The following is a 24253-nucleotide window of genomic DNA, read 5'->3' as shown; positions in this document are numbered from 1 at the left end:
TTTCAGGTGTTACCAGACCCGCCCATCCATATCGGCCATCAGTCCGAAACGGGGGCGGATGGCGAACCAGTCTGCTGCCAGCATTTCAAACAGATGCACATCGCGGGGCACATCGTTCTTCACCGCGTGCGCCCGCAGCACGCCGACATGGCGATAGCCCAGCATGGCTTGGCCCTTATGCACCCGCTCATTATCGGCGAAAATCTGGTTTACCAGCTTGCGCAGGCCTAGCGTGTAGAAACAATGGTTCAGCATGGGGGCGAAGTTCAGCGCACCGATGCCGATGCGCCCCCGCCGGTCACCCATATAAACGCCGATGGTGCCCACGCCCCAATCGGGCTGGGTGATGGTGATGCTGCCATAGCCGACATCCACCCCATCCACCTGGATGATGCGGTGGTGGAAATCGCTGCGCGTCGCACTGCGGGCCAGCCAGTCGCGCTGCCGGTCCAGATCATCCGGCACATCGGAAAAGGATTGGCTGGAAATTTCCGGCAGCCGCCGCCAGCCCAGCAGCAAGGCCGCATCATCCGGGGTGGGGCGGCGGAAGGACAGGGATTGGGTCATTCAATGGCCTCAAATGTCCAGAAGGGTGGCCAGGGCGTCATGCACATCGCCGATACGCTGTTCCCGCCAGCCCAGCATGCCGGGGCCGGTGGCACCGGCACGGCCAGCCTGCACCATTTCACATAAGGGCCGATCTTCCTCAATCACTTGTCGGGCGGAAAGGGCCAACTGTCCGGCAAGGGACCGGCGGAAGGCATCGCGCTTGCGGTCGCCTGGATTGTGGCTGGGAAGGAAGGTGCGCCATTCCAGCCTTGTCCGGTCCACCGCCAAAGGCACAACCCGATGCACAATTACCATGGCACCGTGGAAACTGGCGACATAGAGGTCGGGGAAGATGTACGTATGGTCATAGCGGTCCTGGGCGGCGAAGCGGGCAAGACCGCCGCGTGCCACCAGCTTTTCCCACCATTGCGCCGTGGCGGCGGATAGTTTCCAGCTTGAATGGCTGTGCGGGCCATGGCGTTCGGTGTGCAGGTGCTGACGCCAGTCGGCATCCACCGCCGGGTGGATGGTCTGGGGATGCACGGTGGAGCCGTGGAAATCATCCAGCGTGTTCTCCACCAGGATCTTCCAGTTGGCGGCAAATTCCACGGCATCGGCCCCTACTGGGGCCGATAGGGCAGGGGACATTAAGTCCAGCCGTGTCGCAAACGGCCCCAACCAATCGGCCAGCGCTGGCGCATCCATTCGCTGGCGGCGGAACAAAAACCCACCGCACGCCTCGACTTCCACACCGTCGACCAGAGAATCGCCCGCCAGCCCGGCATAGCGCCAGGGCAGGCGGTGGCTCATCGCTTCGCTTTCGCGGGCGAAACTGTCCGCCGCATAAAACCAATGGGCGGGCAGCAGGCGGCGGCGGGGCGGCGGCTGGTCGTAATTCAGCATCCACAGCCCCGTTGGCTGCTGCGCCGTTCCAGGATCGCCGCATCCGGACCGATCAGCGACCCATCCGGCAGGTGCTGGGGGAAGGGGCCATCCGTGAGCGGCCAGCCCATAACGGGTGCCGGATCGGCATCGGGCTGGAGATGGGTGAAGACCAGTCCACCCGTCACCAGCACCGCCACCGCCGGCAGGGCCAGCGCCTGTCGGTCGGCATCACCCAGATGGAAATCCGTATCGTTGAAGGGGATGGCCTTGGGTACGCCATCGGCATCATAGACCCAGGCATGATAGGGGCAGCGCAGCGGCCCCTTGCCGGTGGGGGCGGTCAGCATCTGGGCGAAGCGGTGGGAACAGATATTGCGGAAGCCGCGCGGCGTGCCGGCAAAGTTGCGCACCACCACCGGCACCGCGCCCAGCCAGCCGGTGATCCATTGCCCCGGTTCTGCCAGATCGGCGGCACGTCCCAGCAGCGCCCAGCCATCTGTCATGCCGTACGGCCCCCATCCACCACCATGGATGTGCCGGTGATCCAGCGGGCAGCGTCGGACAGCAGGAAACTGATCGCATGGGCCACATCGTCCGGGTGGCCGAAACCAAGGGGCTGCAGCTTTTCCAGATGCTGGATCTGTTCCTCATTCAGCTTTTCAAAGCCGCGTTCGATCAGTTCCGTCATCACGATGCTGGGCACGACACAATTAACCCGGATCGCATCAGGCAGCAATTCCGCCGACAGGCCCTTGGTGGCGGCAATGATGCCGCCCTTGGCGGCGGCATAGACGACATTGGCCGGCGATGATGCCGTGGCGGCGGTGGAGGAAATATAGACAAGGCTGGCCTTGTCCGCCTTCACCCCCTTCTGCCGCAGCCCCTTGGCCAGCGCCAGGGCGGCACCCAAGTTGGTGCGCATCACCTCTTCAAAGAAATCGCTCTGAAAAATGCGGATGGGGCGCAGGGTCTGGATGCCAGCGCAATGGGCAATGCCGTGGAAGGGGGCGGTCAGGCGTGCCCGCTCCTTCATCCAGGCCGGGATGGCATCAATCGCTGACAGATCGAAGGCGGCGTGATGGTGCCCGTCACCGGCCAGGGCGGCGAATGTGGCGGCCAGCCGGCTTTCGTCCCGGCCGGTGATGGTGACCCTGGCACCCAGCCGCGACAGCATGATGGCCGTTGCCCGGCCAATCCCGGCGGAGGCACCGGTGACCAGGATGTGGCGGCCGGTCATGTCCATGGGGTTCAGGATGGCGGGCATGGTGCAGGCTCTGTTCTTCAATGTTATCGAGATGCGGGGACGCGGCTTGTCACCACATCGGTCACCGCCGCGACCACCCGTTCCAGATCGGTCATGGCCATGCCGGCAAACAGCGGCAGGGACAGGCAGTGCCGATACCAGCTTTCCGCGCCGGGCAAGTCCAGGGGCCCGTAAAGCTGCTGGTAATAGGGCTGGCTATGGACGGGGATGTAATGCACCTGGGTCCCGATCCCCTGTTGCCGCAACAGACCCATGAAGGCGCTGCGGTCCAGGCCCAAGGCGGCATAATCCACCAGCACCGGATAAAGGTGCCAGCCGGGTGCCGCATCCGCCACCCGCGCCGCTGGGCGCAGCCAGGGGGCGAGCGGGGCGAAGGCCCGATCATAGGTCTCCACCAGCGTGCGCCGTGCCGCCACGAACCGGTCCAGCTTGGCCAGTTGCGACAGGCCCAAGGCCGCCTGGATATCGGTCAGCCGGTAATTGAAGCCGGGTGACGCCATTTCATAATACCAGGGATTGGGCTTGCCATCGGCACCGTAGGCGGCGTCGGTGCGGGTGAAATCTGCTTCATCCCGGCTCATCCCATGGCTGACATGACGGCGCAGGGCGGCGGCCAGTTCATCATCATTGGTGGTGACCATGCCGCCTTCGCCGGTCGCCATCGTCTTGACCGGGTGGAAGGAGAAACAGGCCATGGCCGACCGGTCGCAGGCCCCCACAGCCATCAGGGTGCTGCCATCCGCACCAGCCAGTTGCGTGCCCGCGGCGTGGCACGCATCTTCGACCAGAACCAGCCCTTTGGCGGCAGCCAGATCGGCCAGTCCGGCCATATCGGCGGGTTGCCCCGCCAGATGCACGGGCATAATGGCCCGCACGCGCCATCCCCTGGTGGCAGCCCGCTTAAGTGCCGCTTCCGCATCCTGGCGGCGCATCAGTCCGGTATGGGGATCGACATCGGCGAAGACGACATCCGCGCCGACATGGCGCACGACATTGGCGGTGGCCAGGAAGGTGATGCTGGGCACGATCACTGCATCGCCCGGCCCGATGCCCAGCGCCAGCAGGGCCAGATGCAGCGCGGCCGTGCCATTGGCGCAGGCCACGCCATGGCGTGCACCGACATGGGCGGCGAAACTTTTCTCAAACCAGCCGACGCTGGGCCCCTGGGTCAGCCAGTCGCCGCGCAACACCTGGGTAACGGCCTGGATATCCGCTTCGTCCAGATATTGCCGGCCATAGGGGATGAAGCGCCCGCTCATGCCGGGCGGTCCAGCAGGGCCAGCATCTCCTCCCCCGTCAGCCAATGGGGATTGGTGTCGGACCGGTAGCTGAACCCGTCCGGCACGGGCTTGGCGTCATGCTTGGCGTAGGAACCGCGATCCCACCAGTTGAAGGCGGGTTCGATCACATAGCGGTCGGATAGTTCCACCGTCTGGCGGGCATCATCCTCCGTGATCATGATCTCGTGCAGCTTTTCCCCTGGCCGGATGCCGACAACCCGGTGCGGCAGGTTTGGCGCCATGGTGCGGGCCAGATCCACGATGCGCATGGACGGGATCTTGGGCACGAAAATCTCGCCCCCCTGCATCATGGTGAAGCAAGAGGCGACGAACTCCACACCCTTATCCAATGTGATCCAGAAACGGGTCATGCGCTCGTCGGTGATGGGCAGGCTGGTCGCCCCTTCCGCCACCAGTTTGCGGAAAAAGGGTACGACGCTGCCACGGGAGCCGACCACATTGCCGTAGCGCACGGCGGCAAAGCGCGTGCCAACGGAGCCGGACAGATTGTTCGACGCCACGAAAATCTTGTCCGAGGCCAGCTTGGACGCGCCATAGAGATTGATCGGGCTGGCCGCCTTATCGGTGGACAGGGCCACCACCTGCTTCACCTTGTTATAGATGGCGGCATGCACAACATTTTCCGCGCCATTGATATTGGTGCGGATACATTCCAGCGGGTTATATTCCGCCGTCGGCACATGTTTCAGTGCGGCGGCATGGACCACATAGTCGATTTCCCGCATCGCCATGTCCAGGCGCTGCTGGTCGCGCACATCCCCAATGAAAAAGCGCAGCACGCCCTGTTTGTCCAGATCGGCGAATTGCTGCTGCATCTCATATTGTTTGAACTCATCACGGGAGAAGATGACCAGCCGGCGCGGTTTGGCGTTGGTCAACAGCCAGCGGGCAAAGCGCCGCCCGAACGAACCGGTCCCGCCGGTGATCATGATGGAGGCACCCTTGAACAGGGTGGCAGGGCGGGAGGCGATCGCGTTCATGCGCTTATTGTCCGTTCGCGGGGCCGGGGCATCCGGGTTCTGCGCATGATGCTACCCAGTTTGTGCAGGCGGGTTAAGTGTTTCAAACATCAGGGGTGACATTGGTGCTGCTGTCCGGCTTGGTAACCGGCATGCGCTTGGGATAAGCTGGCCTCCCGCCCGCCGCCCGGACCTGGAATGGACCGCGACAAGACCCAAAGCGCCGACTCGCCCGCCAGCCTTCTGTCGGCTGCCATCGCCCGTCACCAGGGCGGCGATGCCGCCGGCGCCATCCCGCTTTACCGGGCTGTGCTGGCACGCCTCCCGAAACAGGTGGATGCCACCCACCTGCTGGGGCTGGCCCTGTGGCAGACCGGCGTGGCGGAGGAAGGGCTGGCGCTGGTCCAGAAGGCAGCGAAGGCCGATCCTAAATCGGCTTCCATCCAGAATAATCTGGGCGGCATGTTGATGGCTCAGCGCCGCTTTCGCGATGCCGAGGCCGCGTTCCGCCGGGCTTTGGCGCTGAAGGCGGATATGCCGGATGCCTGGTCCAATCTGGCCGCCGTGCTGCTGGAACAGGAACGCCCGGCTGATGCGGAGGTGGCGGCCCGCCGCGCCACGAAGATCGCCCCCCAGCGCGCCGATGGCTGGTCCAATCTGGGGGCGGCGCTGGGGGAACTGGCCCGCCCGCAGGAAGCGGAACATGCGCTGCGGCAGGCATTGCAGATTAATTCCAGCTTTCCGATGGCCCATGCCAATCTGGGCAATCTGCTGCGACGGCAAGGCCGGCTGGAGGATGCGGATGCCTGTTTCCGTAAAGCGCTGTCGCTGGACCCGCATCTGCCCGTGGCGAAGCTGAATGTGGCGCTGGACCTGTTCGGCAAAGGCAAGCTGGCAGAGGCCTGGCCGCTTTATGAGGAACGGTTCCGCGCCAAACCCGGCAATGCCGGGCGCGACCTGCCTCTGCCCCCCTGGCAGGGTGGGCCATTGAAGGGCGCCCGCCTGCTGGTCCGGCCTGAACAGGGGCTGGGGGATGAGATTATGTTTGCCGGCTTCTTGCCTCCCCTGGACGGGTTGGATGGGCCGGTGACGGTGCAATGTGATGCCCGGCTGGTGCCCCTGCTCCGCCGGTCCTTTTCCGGCCTGACGGTTGCCGCTGCTGAGGAGAGGGTTGCCGCTGATTATCAGATCGCGGTGGCCAGCCTGGGTGGTTTCCTGCGCCGTGATCTGGCCAGCTTCGATGGCAAGCCCTGGCTGGTGCCAGACCCGGCGGGGGTGGCAGCCTGGCGCCGGTATCTGGAAAATGAGGCAGGCGGGCGCCTGACCATTGGCTTTTGCTGGCGCAGTGGGCTGCGCAGCGCCAACCGGGAGGGGCTTTACAGCCGCCTTGCCGATTGGGCCCCCCTGTTTGCCTTGCCGGGTATCTGCTGGGTACCGCTGCAATATGATCTTGCCGTGGCCGAGACGCGGGCCGAACTGGACGCCGCGGTGGTCGCATATCCCGATGCCTGTTTCCTGCGGCCGGAAGGGTTGGACCTGCGGGATGATCAAGATGGTGTGGCCGCCCTGATGGGGGCGCTTGATCTGGTCATTTCAGCCGGGACGGCGGTAGGCGAACTGGCGGGCGCCTTGGGCGTACCGGTCTGGCGTTTTTCCAACGATGATGACTGGACCCGGTTGGGCACAGCGGTGCGCCCCTGGTATGGGAGCATGCGGGATTTCAAAGCCCTGCCGCGATTGCCGGCCGCCAGCATGTTACCCACCATGGCACGGCATCTGCGGGACTTGCTGATGGTTCCGGTGCCTGTTTCCGTTCCGGCCCCGGCGCCACTATCGCCGGACGCGCTGCAACGCGCGATGGTGCTGCATCAATCAGGAAACCGGGCGGCGGCCATCCCCCTTTATCGGGCCGTGCTGGCCCATGATCCTGATGATGTGATGGCGCTGCATCTGCTGGGCTATGCCCTATCCCAGGAAGGGCAGGCGGCGGAAGGCGTGCCGCTCATGCGCCGCGCCGTGGCGCTGAAGCCGGATTATGTCGCGGCCCTGGTCAATCTGGCCAATTGCCTGCGTATGGGGGGCGACCCGGTGGATGCCATTCCCTTCTACCGGCAGGCACTGACACACCGGCCTGACAGTTCCGGCACGCAGGTCAACCTCGCGCTGGCATTGAACGACAAGGGCGACAATGGGGAGGCGGAGGCGCTGCTGCGCCGGTGCCTGGCGGCCCAACCCGGCTTTGCCGCCGCACTGGATGCGCTGGGGCATGTGCTGGCTGCCAGGGGGGATAAGGAGGGCGCCATCGCGGCCCACCGGGATGCCACGCGGGCCGATCCCAATTTTTTAGCAGGCTGGGTCAATCTGGGACAGGCGCTGAAGGCGGCCGATCGGGCGCAGGAGGCTTTGGCCCCACTGCGCCGGGCACTGGACCTGAATCCCGGTTCCGTGGAGGCGCGAACCAGCCTGGGCAGTGCCCTGGTCGCCGTCGGGCGCACGGTGCCGGGTTTTATGGAGGAGGGGCTGACCCTGCTGGCGCAGGTGGCCGGAGAGGCCCCCGATTATGCCAATGCCCAGATTGATTATGCCCAGGCGCTGGCAACAGCCCGTCGCCCGACCGCGGCGGTGGCCGTGCTGGACCGGTTGCTGGACCGCCGGCCAGGGGAGGTGCTGGCCCGTACCAACCGCGCCATGCTGGATCTGGAACTGGGCCGGCTGGACCGGGGCTGGGCGGATCAGGCTTTGCGCTTCCACTCTACCCAGCAGGCGGAGGCGCGTTCCTTCACCATACCCCCTTGGCAGGGACAGGATGTGGCGGGAAAGCGCGTGCTGGTCTGGCGGGAACAGGGGATTGGCGATGAATTGATGTTCGGTTCCCTGCTGCCGGCCCTGCAGGTGCTTGGGGCGGTGCTGGTGGTGGAATGTTCACCCCGACTGGTGGGCCTGTTTGCCCGGTCTTTGCCGGGGGCTTTGGTGCGGGCCGAAACGCCGGACCCGACCGATGCCGATTATCACTGCCCTATGGGGGATTTGCCGCGCTGGCTGCGGCCCCGCCTGGGGGATTTCGCGACTGCCCGGCCCTGGCTGGCGCCCGATCCTGACCGGGCGGCGGATTTCGCCCGGCGGGTGGACGCACTGGGGCCAGGCCTGCGGGTGGGGATCTGCTGGCGGTCGGGGTTGGTCGATTCCGTGCGCGCGCCGGCCTATCTGTCTTTGGCCGATCTGCTGCCGATCCTGTCTTTGCCCGGTATCATCCCCATCAATCTGCAATATGGGGATACCAAGGCAGAGGTGGCGGCCCTTGCCCGCGATCATGGCATCACCCTGCACAGGTGGGACGATCTGGACCTGAAACAGGATCTGGAAGGGGCGGCGGCGCTGACCGCCGGGCTGGATCTGGTGATCAGCGCCAGCACGTCGGTGGGGGAAATGGCGGCAAGCCTGGGTGTGCCGACATGGCGCTTCCAGCCCACCCCGGACTGGACCTGTCTGGGCACCGCTGTGCGTCCCTGGTTTGCCTGCATGCGTGTTTTCATGCCTGTGGCGAATGCGCCGGTGCAGGCCTGCGTCGCGCCGATGCGGGCGGAATTGCAGCGGCTATTGACGGTGCCGGAGGTTGCCCTGCCGGTTGCCAATCCCTTGCCCCTTCTTCCGCCCGGCCCGCCGCCGGCCATCGCGGATGTCCTGCGCCTGCACCAGCAGGGAGATTTGGCAGGGGCGGAACAGGGCTATCGTACCATTCTCGCCCATGATCCCGACCATGGCGATGCGCTGCATCTGCTGGCCGTGGTGCGGCTGGCGCAGGGTGATGGGGTGGAAGCGCTGGCGCTTGTGGATCAGGCGCTTGCTGCCGATCCGGATTTCGCCATCGCCCATAACAGCCGGGGCAGCGTCCTGAAAGCGCTGGGCCAGCCAGAGGATGCGGCTCGCGCCTTCCGTCAGGCCCTGGCCCTGCGGCCGCAATATCCTGAAGCCTGGACCAATCTGGGCACGGCGCTGATGGACCAGTGCCGCCCGGCCGAGGCGGTGACCGCGCACCAGCGGGCCTTGAAGCAGCGGCCGGATTATCCCCGCGCGCTTGCCAATCTGGGGGTGGCCCAGCATGGATTGGGCCAGTATGCACAGGCGGCTGGCACCCTGCGTCAGGCCCTGGCGCTGGATGACAATCTGGCCGATGCCTGGAGCTATCTGGGCCTGTGCCTTGCCCGTCAGGGTAATATAGCCGAAGCGATGGCCTGTCAGGACCGGGCCCTGGCCGCTGATCCCGGCTTTGCCGAGGCGGAGGTGAACCGCTCCCTGTTGCTGGTCCAGAAGGGTGACGGCCCAGCGGCCCGCGATGCGCTGGACCGGGCGCTTGCCCTGCGGCCGGGCTTTGGCCGCGCGCTCTATAATCACGGGCTTTTGTCGCTGGCGCTGGGGGATCTCAAGGCTGGCTGGCAAGGCCATGAAGCCCGGTTTGACAGTGGGGAGGTGCGGGGTGTCGCACTTTTGCCCCTTCCGCGCTGGCAGGGGGAACCGCTGGCAGGCCGCCGCCTGCTGGTGCAGCGGGAACAGGGGCTGGGCGATGAGGTGATGTTTGCCGGCCTTTACCGTCATTTAGGTGATCTGGATGGGGATGTGGTGGTCGAGGCGGACCCCCGCCTGATCGGCCTGTTCAGCCGCGCCTTTCCCTTCGCCCGCTTCGTGCCGGAGGGGGAGGGGATGGCGCATGCCCCCGATCTTGCCATACCTGCGGGTTCGCTGCCGTCCCTGGTCCGTCCTGCCTTGGCCGGCTGGGATGGGGCGGCCTTTCTGTCCCCGTTGCCGGACAAGGCGGCGGCGGGTGCGGACCGTCTGGCAGCGCTGGGGCCGGGGCTGAAGATCGGCCTGTGCTGGCGCAGCCAGTTGCAGACGGCGGATCGGGTTGACGCCTATACCACGCTGGCCGACTGGCTGCCCCTGGCCCGCCTGCCAGGGGTGCAGGTGGTTTCCCTGCAATATGACGGGGCGGTGGAGGAGATTGCCGCCTTTGAGGCGGCGCACGGTATCACCATCCATCGCTGGCCTGACCTGGATCAGAAGAACGACCTGGAAGCGGTGGCCGGGTTGATGATGGGCCTTGATCTTGTCATTTCCACAGCAACAGCGGTGGGGGAGTTGGCCGGCGCCCTGGGCGTACCCGTCTGGCGCCTGTCCGGAGCGCTTGACTGGACCCGGCTTGGCACGGGGGTGCGGCCCTGGTTCGCCTCCCAGCGCATCATCACCGTGCCCGCCGCTGGAAAGGTGGTGGATCAGGTGCCGGTGGTCGTGCGGTTGCTGACCAGTTTGGGGCAGGAGACACCGCCCGCTCCCCCCCCACTGCCCGTCGGCACGGTGGAGGAACTGCTGGGCCAGGGCGTGGAGCATCAACGTGGTGGCGATCCGCAGGCGGCCATGCCCTTCTACCGGGCCGTGCTGGACCAGGCGCCGGAACAGCCGGTCGCCCTGCATCTGCTGGGGCTGGCGCACCACCAGATGGGTGAATTGGCGGCGGCGGAACCCTTGATGCGCCGGGCTTTGACGGTGGAGCCGGCTTACACCGCGGCCTGGGTCAATTTCGGCAATCTGCTTCAGGACAGGGACCAGCCAGCGGCGGCAGAGAAAGCCTATCGTCAGGCCCTCGCGCAACAGCCGGTAGCACCGGAAGTCTGGAGCAACCTGGGCAATGCCCTGCGCCGCCTGAACCGCCGTGAAGATGCGCTGGCCGCGCAGAAACGGGCCTTGTCGCTGAAACCCGGCTGGGTGGTGGCGCTGGCCAATATGGCGGAGCTTCTGCGTGACATGGACCGCCCGGAAGAGGCGGCCGATGCCTATCGTCAGGCCCTTGCCGCAGGGGGGGAGGACGCCCTGCTGCGCACCGGGCTGGGGGAGGCATTGCGCATGAGCGGCGATCTGGCGGGGGCAGAGGCGGCGCATCGGCAGGCGCTGGCCGATGACCCTGCCCTGGCCGATGCCTGGAACAATCTGGGGCGCGTGGAATCGCTTCGGGGATTGGATGACGCCGCTCGTCGCCATTATGACAAGGCCCTGTCCCTGGCACCTGACTTGCCGGCGGCGCTTTATAACCGGTCTCTGCTGGATTTGGCTGACGGTGATCTGACGGGGGGATGGCGGGGCTATGCTAGCCGTTTTGCGGGCAGCCCGGATGTGCGGGGCCGTGATATCGACCTGCCGGTCTGGCGGGGGGAGCCGCTGGATGGACGCCGGCTGCTGGTATGGGGTGAACAGGGGATTGGCGACCAGATCATGTTCGCGGCCGCCTATCCGGCCCTTCTGGCCTTGGGTGGCCGGGTGGTGATGGAAACGGACCCGAGGCTGGTGGGACTGTTCACCCGTTCGTTTCCGCAGGCCCTGGTCAGGGCGGCGCAACCGCGCCCGACTGACGCCGATCTTGCCATTGCTGCCGGCGATCTAGCGGGCATCCTCTGGCCGCATCTGGCCGATATTGCCCCGCCAATGCCCCTCTTGTGCGCGGATGCCTCGGCACAGGGCCAATGGGCTGCCCGGTTGGCGGCCTTAGGCCCGGGATTGAAGGTGGGTCTGGCCTGGCGTTCCTCCAGCATCACGGTGGAACGGGCCTTGTCCTATACCGATGTCACCACGCTGGCACCGCTGGCGCGGGTGCCGGGGATGCATCTGGTGGATTTGCAGCTTGGCGCGACAGAAGCGGAAAAGGAACGGGCGGCCAAAGCCGGCCTGACCCTGCATCGCTTTGACGATCTGGACCTGCGGGACGATCTGGACGGGCTGGCGGCCCTGATCGCCGGCCTTGATCTGGTAATCGCCGTACCGACCTTCATCGGGGAACTGGCGGGTGCGCTGGGCACGCCTACCTGGCGTCTGTCCGGCCCGGACTGGACCAGCCTGGGCACCGCTATCCGCCCCTGGTACCCCGCCATGCGGCTGTTAGCCCGAGAGGGGGAGGGGGCAAATCAGGCCGTTGCGCGGGCGGTGTCCCTGCTGCTTAGCGCCACGCGTAATTGAAGCTGATCGACACGCGTTCCGTTTCCGCCTGGTTCAGCGTCACTTCATGGCGCAGCCAGCTTTCCCACAGCAGCAGGGTGCCGGGCTTGGGGGCCATGGCGATGCTGGGCTGCAGCTCCCGCGCGGCCTTGGGCTTGCGCGGCGGCGCCGCCATCATCAGGGCCAGACGGGGGTCTTCAAAGCGCAGGGCGCTGGCCCCTTCCGGGATATCGACATAATAGGTGCCGCTGATCACGCTGTTGGGATGGATGTGAGAGCCGTGCATCCCGCCGGGGTCCAGCACATTGATCCAGAGATTATCCAGTTCCAGCTTGCGGCCCCCCAGATCCCATTCCAGCAGCTTGGCATAGGCTTTCACATGCCGGTCGAGATGCGATTTCAGCAGCTTCACCGCCGGATAGCGCCAGGGCAGATCGTCGATCGAGGAATAGGAGGTGTAGCCGGCATAGCCGTTCTTCAGCGACCATTTCTGCCCCGCCCGGTCATCTTCCGCGGCGGACATGCAGCAGGCGGCCAGTTCATCATTGAACCCCTCGCCCGCGTCCAGTTCGGCGCGGTAGATGCGGGTGACGAACAGGGTTTCCAGGGTGGGGGCGGGGGCTTGATCGGTCATGGCTTGGCTTTACGTCCAAGTGCCGCGCCCGTCAATGGGCGCTGGATGCCCGTGATCGGCGGGTGTGGCGATGCAGGGTGGGGCAGAGCGCATTTGTCGGCAGGCCTGAAGGAACGTAGGGTCTGGCGCAACGGGTATGACCAGACAAGAGCGATCCATCATGGCTTTCACGGCGAAAATCCTGCTTCTCGGTTCCGGTGAATTGGGGCGTGAGTTTGTTATCTCCGCCAAGCGCCTGGGCGCGCAGGTGATTGCCTGCGACGCCTATGATGATGCGCCGGCCATGCAGGTTGCCGATGGACGTGAAGTGTTCCCCATGCTGGATGGCGACAAGCTGCGCGCCGCGGCGGAGAAGCACCGGCCCGATTTTATCGTGCCGGAGGTGGAGGCCATCCGCACCGAGATGCTGGCCGAGCTGGAGCAGGAGGGCTTCACCGTCGTGCCGTCCGCCCGCGCGACCATCATGACGATGAACCGCGACCGTATCCGCGAACTGGCCGCCGTTGATCTCGGCCTGCGCACCAGCCGGTATCGCTATGCTGAAAGCTATGACGAGGTGGTGGCCGCCATCGCCCATACCGGCCTGCCTTGTGTGATCAAGCCGGTCATGTCCTCTTCCGGCAAGGGGCAGAGCACGGTGCGTGCCGAGGCGGATCTGAAGACCGCCTGGGAATATGCTGTCGCCAATATGCGCGGTGACCGCGCCAAGGTGATTGTCGAGGAATTCGTGCCGTTTGAGTACGAGATCACGCTGCTGACCGTGCGCACGCGCGACGGCATCGTGTTCTGCCCGCCCATCGGCCACCGGCAGGAACGGGGCGATTACCAGGAAAGCTGGCAGCCGATGGCGATGCGCGCTGATCTGCTGCAATCGGCGCAGGAGATGGCGGCCAAGGTGGTGAATGACCTGGGCGGGTACGGCATTTTCGGCGTGGAATTTTTCGTCACCCGCGACGAGGTGATCTTCTCCGAACTCAGCCCCCGTCCCCATGATACGGGTATGGTGACCCTGGCATCGCAGAACCTGTCGGAATTTGACCTGCATGCCCGCGCTATCCTGGGCCTGCCCATTCCGGCCGTCACCCTGCGCGGCGCCGCTGCCAGCGCGGTGATCCTGGCTGACCGGGCGTCAGATGCCTTCGGTTTCGACGGTGTTGCCGACGCCTTGTCCACGGGCCGACCCGACCAGCAGGTGGATATCCGCCTGTTCGGCAAGCCGACGACCCGCCCCTATCGCCGCATGGGTGTGGCCCTGGCGCTGGGCACGGATACGGACGAAGCGCGCAAGACCGCCAAGGAAGTCGCCGACAAGGTGCGAATTACCTATCGCTGAGGGACGGCCATGCCGGCCCCGGAGCAGGTGACGGAAGGGCGCATTGCCGCTGGCACGCCGGCCTTCCGCCGCACCAGCCTCGCCATGGCCGGCGCGGGCCTGACCACCTTTGCCCTGCTGTACCATACCCAGCCGCTGCTGCCGCTGCTGGCGGCGGAATTCCGGGTCAGTGCGGCGGAAAGCGCCTTGTCGCTGTCCCTGGCAACGGGCGCGCTTGCGCTGTCGCTGCTGGCAGCCGGCAGCCTGTCGGAAGTATGGGGCCGCAAGCCGATCATGGTCGCGTCGCTGCTGGCGGCGTCGCTCTTGACCATCATCGTGGCCTTTACCCCGTCCTGGCATGGGCTGCTGGTGGCCCGTACCCTGATGGGCGTGGCGCTGGCCGGGTTGCCCGCTGTCGCCATGGCCTATCTGGGGGAGGAGATGGAGCCGAAGGCCCTGGGGCTTGCCATGGGGCTTTACATCGCCGCGTCAGCGCTGGGCGGCATGGTGGGGCGACTGGCCACGGGTATTGCGGTTGATTTCATGCCCTGGCGCCCGGTGGCGGCTGGTATTGGCGTGTTGGGCCTTGTGGCGGCCCTGGGCCTGTGGCGATTATTGCCGGCATCCCGCCATTTTCAGCGTCAGGCCCCTGATCCGGCAGCGCTGGCGCGGGGATTGCTGCGACAATTCCGCGATCCCGGCCTGTGTCTGTTGTTCTCTCAGGCTTTCCTGCTGATGGGGGCCTTCGTCACCCTTTATAATTATATCGGCTTCCATCTGCTGGAGCCGCCTTACAATCTCAGCCAGACCATGATCGGCCTGATCTTCAGCGCCTATGTCATGGGCATGGGCGGCTCGGCCTGGATCGGCGCGCTGGCTGGGCGAATTGGTCGGGGTCGGGTATTGCCGGTCGGGATTGTTGGTATCGCAGCAGGTGTGGCGATGACGGCGGCTGGCCCGCTCTGGCTGGTGGTTGGTGGGGTCGCGCTGTTGACCTTCAGCTTTTTCGCCGCCCATTCCGTGGCCAGCAGTTGGGTCAGCGCCCGGGCGGCGGCAGCCAAGGCGCAGGCCTCCTCGCTTTATCTTTTCTGCTATTACATGGGCTCCAGCATCCTGGGGGCCACGGGCGGTCTGGCATGGGATGGCGTTGGCTGGGGCGGGGTCGTGGCGATGGTGCTGGGCCTGCTGGCCCTGGCTTTCATACTTGCATTGCCGCTGGCGCGGCTTGACCGTGCTTCAGGGGGCTGACCGGGCGTGGATACGATCCTTACCATTATCCTGCCGGTCTTCGGTCTTGTGGCGCTAGGCTTTGCCGTCGGTCGCCCGCCGCTTTTTCCCGCCGACGTGTCCAAGACGCTGGGCAATTTCATCTATTATCTGGCCCTGCCGGCGCTGCTGTTCCGGTCCATGGCGGCGCGCGGCCTGCCCCATGCGGATGAAATGGCTCTGCTGGCCGCCTATTACAGCGCCCTGGCGCTGGTGACGCTGGCCACTTTTCTCTATGCCCGTTTCCATTATCGCGAGCAGGCAGCGGGTGCTGCATCGCTGACCCTGGGGGGCAATTTCTCCAACATGGTGCTGGTCGGCGTGCCCTTGACCCTGTCCGCCTATGGGCAGGCGGGTCTGCAGCAGATGTTGCTGATCGCGACCTTCCATGCCGCTTTCCTGGTCGGGGTCACCACCGTGGTGGCGGAAGCCGGCAGGGCAGGGGGCGGCGGGCCGTGGCGGGTGGCCGGCAATACGCTGCTGGCCTTGATGAAGAATCCGGTCATTATCGCCAATATGTCCGGGCTTGCCTTCGGTTCCCTGGGCGGGCGGCTGCCGCTGCCGCTGGATCAGGCGGTCGCGATGCTGGGGGCGGCGGCTGTTCCCTGCTCGCTTTTTGCGTTGGGCGCCAGCCTTGTCGGCGTGGCGGTGACAGACCTTGTCGGGCGCACCTTGTTCATGGTTCTGGTCAAGCTGATGATCTTGCCGGCGATGGTTTTTGTATCTGCCCGGTATCTTTTCAATCTGCCTGATCTGCAATTAGCTATTGCCGTTACCACAGCATCGCTGCCGGCGGGGCTGAATGCGTTTCTTTTCGCCCAGCGATATGATGCCCACCCCAATCGTGTTGCCAGCGCGACCTTGCTGACCACGGTCTGTTCGGCTTTTACCACGGGCTTCATCATCGACTATTTCCGGTGAGTGAATAGAGCGATCGTGCCGGTAACGATACGTTACAACCGCGAAACCATCCTATTCTTCACGCGGTCGCTGTGTAGATGTATTGTCCGGCTAGAAAAGGGGGGAGTGACGGGGTAATCCTGGCAAGCAGGAGGGCCGCGCATGATTTCCCTCGCCCGGATGCCGCGCCCGATGCCGCGGTTGGCCAGAGGTTACGTTGAAGATGACTGTCCAGCCCCTTCCCTCCCGTCCCAACCCGTCTGATATGGGGTCATTTCCCCGTCAGGCTATGTCCCAGGGCCATGCGGCCAAGCGGCCGAGCGGCAGGAACAAATGGCTGATTCTGGGGACGGTGCTGGTTGTGGCTGCCGCGGCGGCGACCTATTTCTTTCTCAACCGCCAGCAACCGGCGACACCAGCGGTGCCGCCATCGGGCAGTACATCGAACATCCTGACCGTCACCAGTGTAACGGCGGCCCCCGAAAATGTGGCCCGCAACCTGATGGTTACCGGCTCCCTCGCGGCGTGGGATGAACTGCCGATCGGAACCCAGGTCAGCGGGCTTGCCATCGTCCAGGTGCTGGTCGATGAAGGGGATAAGGTGAAGGCTGGCCAAGTCCTTGCCCGTTTTGATGACAGCGTCCTGAAAGCGGAACTGGCCTCGCGGGAGGCGTCGCTGCGCGAAGCCGAAGCCATCGCCACGGAAGCTGAAGCCAATATCCGCCGCGCGGAGGAACTGTCCCGTACCGGTGCCATTTCCGGTCGTGATCTGGACGCCCGCCGTTCCACGGCGGCAACGGCAAAGGCCCGCGTCGGTGTCGCCATCGCGGCCCGTGACCAGGCCGCTGTCCGACTGGCACAGACGGAAATCCGCAGCCCCACCGATGGCACCGTTGCCAAGCGCAACGCCCGTCTGGGCGCCGTGATGTCGGCTGGTGGGACGGAGCTTTTCACCATCATCCGTGATGACCGGGTGGAACTGGTTGCCGAGGTGCCGGAAGTGGACCTGCCCAGCCTCGCGCCCGGCCAGGAGGTTGTGTTGAATGCCACGGACGCGGATGGCAACCCGTTTGTCGGGACGGTTCGGCTGGTTTCTCCGGTTGTTGATGTCCGCTCGCGTATCGGTCAGGTGAAGATCGCCCTGCCGGCTTCGCCACAATTGCGCCCCGGCATGTTCGTTTCCGGTATCGCCCGCGTTGGTACCGTATCGGCCCCGGTGGTGCCGGAAGCCGCCATTGTTTACCGTGATGCCAAGTCCCTGCTGGTCGTCGCTGATAAGGCGGCAGACGAGAATGGTCATCATGTTGTCCATGTTCGGGAAATCCGCACCGGCAGCCGTGCCAATGGCAAGGTTGCGATCCTGTCCGGTGTGACGGCCGGGGAATCAGTGGTTCTCACGGGCGCCCCCTATCTGCGGGAGGGCGAGAAGGTGACCATTTCCGATGGTGTGGTGGGTGGCGATGTCCGCCCCCTGCCGCCGCAATAATGATCCGACCTGATCGAGAGGCATCCGTATCATGAGCAGCGGCAATATCTCGGCGGTCGCCATCCGCCATCCCGTTCCGCCCATCGTCTTGTTCATCATCCTGACTCTGGCCGGCCTCGTCTCGTTCCTGACGATGGACATCACCAACAATCCGGACATCGACTTCCCGGTGGTGAATGTCAATGTCAGCCGTCCCGGTGCCGCGCCGTCGGAACTGGAACAGGAGGTGACGAAAAAGATCGAGGATGCGGTGGCCAACGTCACCGGTATCGATCACGTCAATTCGACGGTGACGGATGGCAATTCCAACACCACGATCGAATTCAAGATCGGCTACAACACGGACCGCGCCGTCAATGATGTGCGCGATGCCGTCAGCCGTATCCGCTCCGATCTGCCGCAGGATATTTATGAACCGCAGGTTCAGCGGCTGGATGTGACGGGCGATGCCATCCTTTATTACACCGTCACTTCTTCTTACCGCTCGGTCGAGCAGATTTCCTGGCTGATTGACAGTGAGATTGCCCGGTCGCTGAAGCGTGTTGGCGGCGTGGGCGAGGTGGAGCGTCTGGGCGGTCTCAGCCGCGAAATCCGCGTCAATCTCGATCCTGCCCGTATGATGGCGCTGGGTGTGACGGCGGGTGAGGTGAACCAGCAGCTCCAGGCCCTGAATGTCGATATGCCGGGCGGGCGTGGGGAACTGGGCACGGCGGAACAGTCGATCCGCACCCTGGGTCGCGCGCGCAGTGTGGATGAGTTGCGTGCCATCGAGATTTCCACTCCCAATGGCACGAAGGTCCGCCTCTCCGATATTGCCGATGTCGTGGACGGCACTTCTGAACTCCGGGCTGTTTCCCGTCTGAACGGAACGCCGGCTGTCGGCTTCGCCATCAGCCGGGCGCCGAATTCCAGCGAAGTCACCGTCTATGAAGGTGTGCTGGAAACGGTCGAACAACTCCGCAAGGACTATCCCGACCTTCAGTTCCAGTTGATCATCTCCAACGTCAAATTCACCATCGACAGCTATATCGCGTCGATTGAGGCGCTGGTGATCGGTGCCCTTCTGGCGGTCGGTGTCGTCTGGTGGTTCCTGCGCGACATGCGGGCGACGTTGATTTCCGCTCTGGCGATGCCGCTTTCGACCATCCCAACCTTCCTGGCGATGCACCTGCTCGGCTTCACCCTGAATGGCGTGACCATGCTGGCGCTGGCCCTGGTGGTGGGTATCCTCGTCGACGACGCGATCGTGGAGATTGAGAATATCGTCCGCCATATCCGACAGGGCAAACGCCCCTATGCGGCAGCGCTGGAGGCGGCGGACGAGATCGGGCTGGCGGTGGTTGCCACCACCATGACCATCGTTGTGGTGTTCGTGCCCGTCTCCTTCATGCCCGGTATTGCGGGACAATATTTCAAGTCCTTCGGCATCACGGTTGCCGTTGCGGTGCTGTTCTCTCTGCTGGTGGCCCGCCTTCTTACGCCATTGATGGCAGCCTATCTGCTGAAGCCCGCCCAGCCTGACCATGATGACTCGCCCGCCTGGGTGCAGCGCTATCTGGGGCTGCTGGACTGGTGCATGCTGCATCGCTGGAAGACGATCCTGGCCGGCTCTGCCTTCTTCATCCTTTCGGTCTTCGCATCGACGCTGCTGCCGACCGGCTTCGTACCCTCGCAGGATATCGGTTTCTCCAACCTGCAGGTCGAAATGGCGCCCGGCGTGACGCTGGAACAGATGGATGGCACCACCCAGCGCGCCGCCAATATCCTGCGCGCACAGCCCGAGGTGGAGGCAACATGGGAACGTGCCGGTCGCGGCGGTCAGGTCCGCAGGGGTGCCATCACCGTGTTGTTGAAGCCCCGGTCTGAGCGGGTTCACCAGAAGGATTTTGAAAATCGCGTGCTGGCGGAATTGCAGCGTATTCCGGGCGCCCGGTTCAGCTTCAACTCCACGGGTGGCTTTGGCAATCGCGACGTCTCCATCATGCTGACCAGCGAGAATGGCGAGCTGCTGGACGAGCATGCGGCCAAGGTTCTGGCCGAGATGAAGGGACTGTCCATCCTGAAGAATGTCACCTCCACCGCACCGTTGCAGCGGCCGGAAATCCAGATCAAGCCGTTCTTCGACCGGGCGGCGGAACAGGGTGTCTCGGTTTATGCCCTGGGGCAGGTGGCCAAGGTTGCCACTTTGGGTGAGATCGACACCAACTCTGCCAAGTTCAACCTGGGTGACCGTCTGGTGCCGATCCGGGTGCAGTTGGATAAGGCGGCGCGCAGCGACCTGGGTGTCATCGCCAATCTGCGGGTGCGGGCCAATAACGGTGCAACCGTTCCGCTGAATGCGGTGGCAGAACTGGATATGGGGTCCGGCCCGGTACAGATCGACCGGTTTGATCGTGCCCGCCGCGTATCAATCCAGGCCGACCTGAACGGGGCGGAACTGGGAGAGGCAATGAAGGCGATCAATGCCCTGCCATCCATGGCCCATATGCCGGCTGGCGTCTCCAAGCCCGCTTATGGTGGGTCGGAGCAGATGGAAATCCTGTTCCTGGGCTTTGCCGTGGCTTTGGGAACCGGCTTCCTGCTGATCATCGCCGTGCTGATCCTGCTGTTCCACAATTTCTATCAGCCGCTCACCATCATGACGGCGCTGCCCCTGTCGTTGGGCGGGGCGGTGGCCGGGTTGCTGATCGGGCAGATGTCTTTGTCGCTGCCGGCCCTGATCGGGATCCTGATGCTCATGGGCATCGTCACCAAGAACTCCATCCTGCTGGTTGAATATGCCATCGTCGCCATCCGCGACCATGGGATGAGCCGGGCGGAAGCCTTGCGTGATGCTGGCGCCAAACGTGCCCGACCCATTGTCATGACCACGATTGCCATGGCGGCGGGCATGTTCCCCATCGCCATGGGCTGGGGGGCGGATACGGAATTCCGTCAGCCCATGGCGGTGGCCGTGATCGGTGGCCTTATCACCTCGACCCTGTTGTCGCTGGTGTTTGTGCCGACCATGTTCACCGTGATGGATGATCTCCAGCACTGGCTCTCCCCCAAGCTGGGCCGGATGCTGACCCCGAAGGAAGAGCCGGCACCGCTGCGCCCGCAGCCGCTGGATGGTGAATAAGGACGGGGAGTTCTCTCCCTGTCTTAGAAGCGCAAATCAGTCACTTTCTTCCAGAACGCCCCGGCATTCCCGTGCCGGGGCGTAATTTTTATTCAAGTCTGTCGTTCATTTCGTAATTTCAGCCAGCAAGCCGCATGTCTGCTATCCCTGTTTCCGGCGGTAAGCGGGCTTGCCGCCTGCGCTGTAGCGCCTTATGGCAGAAGCGCCGCCTTATCATTCCGGTTGCGGCGCCATTATCTGAGGAGAGCATCGGTGAGCATTGTCCGTCTTCAGCCCGGTCGCCGTATGAGCGAAGCCGCCATCCATAACGGCACCGTCTATCTGGCCGGCCAGGTCGCCACCGATAACAATGCCGATATCAAGGGGCAGACGGCCCAGGTTCTGGCCCAGATCGACGCACTGCTGGCGGAAGCTGGCAGCGACAAGTCCAAGATCCTTTCCACCACCATTTACCTCTCCAGCATTGGCAACTTCGCCGCCATGAACGAAGTCTGGGACGCCTGGGTGGACCAGTCCAATCCTCCGGCCCGCGCCACGGTTGAAGCCCGGCTGGCGACCCCCGGCTATCTGGTGGAGATTGTCTGTATCGCTGCCCAGGGCTGATGCGGCTGCCCGCGGGAAGGGGAGGGGCAGCCCATCCATCCCGTGGGCTCTGCGACCATCGCCGGGCTGGCAGTCATCCTGCCGACGCGCTATGTCATGCCCATTGCTGGCGGCCCGGCCCGCCACCCCCGAAAGCCCCGGATGTAAGAGCGACCCATGCCTGATGATCTTTCGCCCCAGAGCTTCAGCCTGTTCCCGCTTGGCGAGGACAAGACCCCCTATCGCAAGCTGACGTCCGATTATGTCTCGGTCAGTGAGTTCGAGGGCGAGAGCATCCTCAAGGTGGAGCCGGAGGGGCTGCGCCTGTTGGCCGAACAGGCCTTCATCGACATCAACCATCTGCTGCGCCCCGGCCATCTGGCCCAGCTGGCCAAGATCCTGGACGATAGTGAGGCGTCGGCCAACGATCGTTTCGTGGCCCTGGACCTGCTGAAGAACGCCTCCATCGCTGCCGGTGGCGTGCTGCCCATGTGCCAGGATACCGGTACGGCCATCGTCATGGGCAAAAAGGGCCGCCGCGTCTGGACCAAGGGTGCCGACGATCTGGCACTGGCCGATGGTATCCGCGATGCGTATCTGAAGCGGAACCTGCGCTACAGCCAGGTGGCCCCGCTCTCCATGTATGAGGAGAAGAACACCCGCACCAACCTGCCCGGCCAGATCGAGATCTATGCCGAGGGGGAAGATGCCTATAAGTTCTTCTTCATGGCCAAGGGTGGCGGTTCCGCCAATAAGACCTTCCTGTTCCAGGCCACGCCGTCCGTACTGGCGCCCGATCGGCTGATCCCCTTCATTGAAGAGAAGATGGCCTCGCTGGGCACTTCGGCCTGCCCGCCCTACCATCTGTCGGTGGTGATCGGCGGCCTTTCGGCGGAACTGAACCTGAAGACGGTGAAGCTGGCTTCGGCCCGCTATTATGATGGCCTGCCGACGCAAGGCTCGGAAAGCGGTCACGCTTATCGTGATCTGGAGATGGAAGAGGCTTTGTTTGCCGCCTCCCAGAAGCTGGGCATTGGCGCGCAGTTCGGCGGCAAATATTTCTGCCATGATGTCCGGGTGATCCGCCTGCCGCGCCATGGTGCCTCGCTGCCGATCGGCATTGGCGTTTCCTGTTCGGCCGACCGTCAGGCCTTGGGCAAGATCACCAAGGACGGCATCTATCTGGAACAGCTTGAGACAGATCCCGCCCGCTTCCTGCCGGACGTGGATGCCGCGTCCCTCTCTGACGAGGTGGTGAAGATCGATCTGACCAAGCCGATGGCGGAGATCCGGGCCACTCTGACCCAGTACCCGATCCGCACCCGCGTCTCGCTGACCGGCCCGCTGATCGTGGCGCGCGACAGCGCCCATGCCAAGCTACGTGCCGCCCTGGACGCCGGGCAGCCGTTGCCGGATTATTTCAAGAACCACCCGATCTATTATGCCGGTCCGGCCAAGACGCCGGAGGGCTTTGCCTCGGGCTCCTTCGGCCCGACAACCGCTGGCCGTATGGACAGCTTCGTCGATCAGTTCCAGGAAGCCGGTGGCTCCTTCGTCATGCTGGCCAAGGGCAACCGCTCGCTGGCGGTGAAAAATGCCTGCCAGAAGCATGGTGGCTTCTATCTGGGCTCCATCGGTGGTGCTGCCGCCCGTCTCGCCCAGGATTGTATCAAGAAGGTCGAGTGCATTGCCTTCCCCGAACTGGGGATGGAAGCCATCTGGCGCATTGAGGTGGAGGATTTCCCCGCCTTCATCATCACCGATGACAAGGGCAACGATTTCTTCGAAGCGACGAAGTAAGTTCGCTGAGGTACATTTCCCTACTGTTTGGATTAAATTGGAATTAGGATGGCCGAATGATCCGCGCCATCCTTTTTCTTTTTTTCCTGTTTTTGTTATCGTCCCCCTCGATCGCTGCCGATTCAGGGAAACCTACCTGTTTTGATGCAGCTGTTGTTGCCAAGCTGCTCACCCAAGACCCAAACCCGTTGCCACCGGAGGACGCCGACGATCCCCTTGCTAACTGGAACTGGCCTTGGCGATTAAATTTTATAATCGAAAAGAAGCTCCTGGGGGAGATGCCCGAGCCATCCTTTACCGTTGTGCACGAGATGCACACCTGGCTAAATTCGGACATCCAGCACATCCTGCTTTGGCTGAAGCGCCAGCCAGATGGTCATTACATTGCCATCCATATCGAATTATATATCGTGCCGGATATTGATGGGGAATTTATAGCCCCTGTGGGCACGCGGTCCGCCGAATTTATCGACACTTTGGCGACACAGTTCCCCGGAAACTACACAGCCAAACTGTCTACAAGGAAGTATCAGGCTGATCAGGCTTGGTGGTTGCGCAAGACGCTCGAAACGTCATCAGCCTCACTGTTCCTAATGGCGAAGGCTGGCGACCTGCGGACAGAGACAGCGGTTTCCCTTGCTGATCTGGTGACACTCACTGCTCCTCACCGCTGCCTGGAGTAAGTGCATTTCACTTCTGTGGCAGTTGGCGTAAATTTATGTTGCGTGATCGCCCGACGAGCGCTATAAACACCTCCCCGCGAACGATTGGCCTCGTTGAGATGCTGTTCCGCGGTTGGTTCTTTGAAGGGTTTTGCTCTTCGGACAAGTGGAATTGACTATTGCCCCTGTCGGGTTGCTGGTGTCTGGATTTGGGTCTGGGTGCTGGTGATTTGGCGGGATGGTTGGCCGGGTTTTGGTTTGCTTGGGTTTGGCGGTTTGGTTGCTGCTGAATAAAAAAGCGGACGGATGAAAAAAACTGGTTGACTGGTTGGTTGGGGTTGGCTAGAAAGCGCTCCACCGACGCGGCGGCGACAAGCTGCCGGGCGATGGTTTCGCAGTCTCTGAGTTTGGCGGTTATGCGCTGGATGGGGATTGCAACGGCGAGATCCTCCTGCTTTTGTGGGTGCCGGTTTCGGTCTTCTGATGGAGATCGGGGCGATGGATTATCGGCTTTTGGGCCGGGTTCTTGGACAAGTGAATCGATTGAGAGAAGG

General features: G+C 63.9%; 17 protein-coding genes. 9 read left to right on the top strand and 8 right to left on the bottom strand.

Annotated elements, in window-relative coordinates; genetic code table 11:
* Positions 1-9 precede the first annotated feature (9 nt).
* From G473_RS0102805 to pseB, 6 genes are read right to left on the bottom strand one after another with little or no spacing between them, the layout of a single operon-like run.
* Positions 10-567, bottom strand: coding sequence for a GNAT family N-acetyltransferase (locus tag G473_RS0102805; protein WP_029011850.1), 558 nt, complete (start codon positions 565-567; stop codon positions 10-12).
* A gap of 9 nt (positions 568-576) precedes the next feature.
* Positions 577-1452, bottom strand: a complete 876-nt coding sequence (locus tag G473_RS0102800) for an RHO alpha subunit C-terminal catalytic domain-containing protein (RefSeq protein ID WP_029011849.1) — start codon at positions 1450-1452, stop codon at positions 577-579.
* A complete protein-coding gene (locus tag G473_RS0102795) occupies positions 1446-1937 on the bottom strand; it encodes a Rieske (2Fe-2S) protein (protein WP_029011848.1) in 492 nt (163 codons plus the stop codon). Before G473_RS0102795 ends, G473_RS0102800 begins: the two co-directional genes overlap by 7 nt.
* Entirely contained in the window at positions 1934-2698 is a 765-nt protein-coding gene (locus tag G473_RS0102790; protein ID WP_029011847.1) for an SDR family NAD(P)-dependent oxidoreductase, read from the bottom strand. Before G473_RS0102790 ends, G473_RS0102795 begins: the two co-directional genes overlap by 4 nt.
* Positions 2699-2721: 23 nt before the next feature.
* On the bottom strand, positions 2722-3957 hold the full coding sequence (gene pseC / locus G473_RS0102785; RefSeq protein ID WP_029011846.1) for a UDP-4-amino-4,6-dideoxy-N-acetyl-beta-L-altrosamine transaminase: 1236 nt from the start codon (positions 3955-3957) through the stop codon (positions 2722-2724).
* Entirely contained in the window at positions 3954-4979 is a 1026-nt protein-coding gene (pseB, locus tag G473_RS0102780) for a UDP-N-acetylglucosamine 4,6-dehydratase (inverting) (RefSeq protein ID WP_210163211.1), read from the bottom strand. Before pseB ends, pseC begins: the two co-directional genes overlap by 4 nt.
* A 177-nt stretch (positions 4980-5156) precedes the next feature.
* On the opposite strand from pseB, the gene G473_RS0102775 reads away from it, so the two are divergent.
* Positions 5157-11957, top strand: coding sequence for a tetratricopeptide repeat protein (locus tag G473_RS0102775; RefSeq protein ID WP_051329821.1), 6801 nt, complete (start codon positions 5157-5159; stop codon positions 11955-11957).
* Here G473_RS0102775 and G473_RS0102770 read toward each other — a convergent pair.
* On the bottom strand, positions 11938-12570 hold the full coding sequence (locus tag G473_RS0102770) for a TIGR02466 family protein (RefSeq protein WP_029011843.1): 633 nt from the start codon (positions 12568-12570) through the stop codon (positions 11938-11940). The genes G473_RS0102775 and G473_RS0102770 overlap by 20 nt on opposite strands.
* A gap of 160 nt (positions 12571-12730) precedes the next feature.
* Between G473_RS0102770 and purT the strand changes: the two genes are divergently transcribed.
* From purT to G473_RS0102730, 8 genes are all read left to right on the top strand, one after another.
* The gene (purT, locus tag G473_RS0102765; RefSeq protein ID WP_029011842.1) at positions 12731-13903 is read left to right on the top strand and encodes a formate-dependent phosphoribosylglycinamide formyltransferase; all 1173 of its coding nucleotides are present in this window, start codon (positions 12731-12733) and stop codon (positions 13901-13903) included.
* A 9-nt stretch (positions 13904-13912) separates the two neighbouring features.
* Positions 13913-15130 carry an MFS transporter gene (locus G473_RS24765; protein WP_035705198.1) on the top strand — a complete coding sequence of 406 codons (1218 nt, stop codon included), beginning with the start codon at positions 13913-13915 and terminating at the stop codon, positions 15128-15130.
* A 6-nt stretch (positions 15131-15136) separates the two neighbouring features.
* Positions 15137-16069: an AEC family transporter gene (locus tag G473_RS0102755; protein WP_029011841.1), complete on the top strand. Its 933-nt coding sequence runs from the start codon at positions 15137-15139 to the stop codon at positions 16067-16069.
* 202 nt (positions 16070-16271) lie between these two features.
* On the top strand, positions 16272-17534 hold the full coding sequence (locus tag G473_RS24760) for an efflux RND transporter periplasmic adaptor subunit (protein WP_084437590.1): 1263 nt from the start codon (positions 16272-16274) through the stop codon (positions 17532-17534).
* Between the two features lie 31 nt (positions 17535-17565).
* The gene (locus tag G473_RS0102745) at positions 17566-20655 is read left to right on the top strand and encodes an efflux RND transporter permease subunit (RefSeq protein WP_029011840.1); all 3090 of its coding nucleotides are present in this window, start codon (positions 17566-17568) and stop codon (positions 20653-20655) included.
* Positions 20656-20907: 252 nt separating this feature from the next.
* Positions 20908-21258 (top strand): RidA family protein, encoded by a 351-nt coding sequence (locus G473_RS0102740; protein ID WP_029011839.1) that lies wholly within the window; start codon positions 20908-20910, stop codon positions 21256-21258.
* Between the two features lie 156 nt (positions 21259-21414).
* The gene (locus G473_RS0102735; RefSeq protein ID WP_029011838.1) at positions 21415-23037 is read left to right on the top strand and encodes a fumarate hydratase; all 1623 of its coding nucleotides are present in this window, start codon (positions 21415-21417) and stop codon (positions 23035-23037) included.
* A gap of 56 nt (positions 23038-23093) precedes the next feature.
* Entirely contained in the window at positions 23094-23720 is a 627-nt protein-coding gene (locus G473_RS0102730) for a hypothetical protein (protein WP_029011837.1), read from the top strand.
* A 7-nt stretch (positions 23721-23727) separates the two neighbouring features.
* Here G473_RS0102730 and G473_RS30835 read toward each other — a convergent pair.
* Positions 23728-24253 (bottom strand): hypothetical protein (locus G473_RS30835; protein WP_210163210.1); only part of this gene is annotated, 526 nt, incomplete at its 5' end.

This window comes from Niveispirillum irakense DSM 11586 (assembly GCF_000429645.1).
In the GTDB taxonomy this organism is placed as follows: Bacteria; Pseudomonadota; Alphaproteobacteria; order Azospirillales; family Azospirillaceae; genus Niveispirillum; species Niveispirillum irakense.
Note: the sequence above shows the minus strand (reverse complement) of the source record. Positions and strands in the feature narration are given on the sequence as shown.

Coding starts and splice junctions, on each gene's coding strand:
- pseB (WP_210163211.1), bottom strand. CDS start 4,979: ATGAACGCGATCGCCTCCCGCCCTGCCACCCTGTTCAAGGGTGCCTCC.
- pseC (WP_029011846.1), bottom strand. CDS start 3,957: ATGAGCGGGCGCTTCATCCCCTATGGCCGGCAATATCTGGACGAAGCG.
- G473_RS0102795 (WP_029011848.1), bottom strand. CDS start 1,937: ATGACAGATGGCTGGGCGCTGCTGGGACGTGCCGCCGATCTGGCAGAA.
- G473_RS24765 (WP_035705198.1), top strand. CDS start 13,913: ATGCCGGCCCCGGAGCAGGTGACGGAAGGGCGCATTGCCGCTGGCACG.
- G473_RS0102770 (WP_029011843.1), bottom strand. CDS start 12,570: ATGACCGATCAAGCCCCCGCCCCCACCCTGGAAACCCTGTTCGTCACC.
- G473_RS0102800 (WP_029011849.1), bottom strand. CDS start 1,452: ATGCTGAATTACGACCAGCCGCCGCCCCGCCGCCGCCTGCTGCCCGCC.
- G473_RS0102730 (WP_029011837.1), top strand. CDS start 23,094: ATGATCCGCGCCATCCTTTTTCTTTTTTTCCTGTTTTTGTTATCGTCC.
- G473_RS0102775 (WP_051329821.1), top strand. CDS start 5,157: ATGGACCGCGACAAGACCCAAAGCGCCGACTCGCCCGCCAGCCTTCTG.
- purT (WP_029011842.1), top strand. CDS start 12,731: ATGGCTTTCACGGCGAAAATCCTGCTTCTCGGTTCCGGTGAATTGGGG.
- G473_RS0102790 (WP_029011847.1), bottom strand. CDS start 2,698: ATGCCCGCCATCCTGAACCCCATGGACATGACCGGCCGCCACATCCTG.
- G473_RS0102805 (WP_029011850.1), bottom strand. CDS start 567: ATGACCCAATCCCTGTCCTTCCGCCGCCCCACCCCGGATGATGCGGCC.
- G473_RS24760 (WP_084437590.1), top strand. CDS start 16,272: ATGACTGTCCAGCCCCTTCCCTCCCGTCCCAACCCGTCTGATATGGGG.
- G473_RS0102735 (WP_029011838.1), top strand. CDS start 21,415: ATGCCTGATGATCTTTCGCCCCAGAGCTTCAGCCTGTTCCCGCTTGGC.
- G473_RS0102745 (WP_029011840.1), top strand. CDS start 17,566: ATGAGCAGCGGCAATATCTCGGCGGTCGCCATCCGCCATCCCGTTCCG.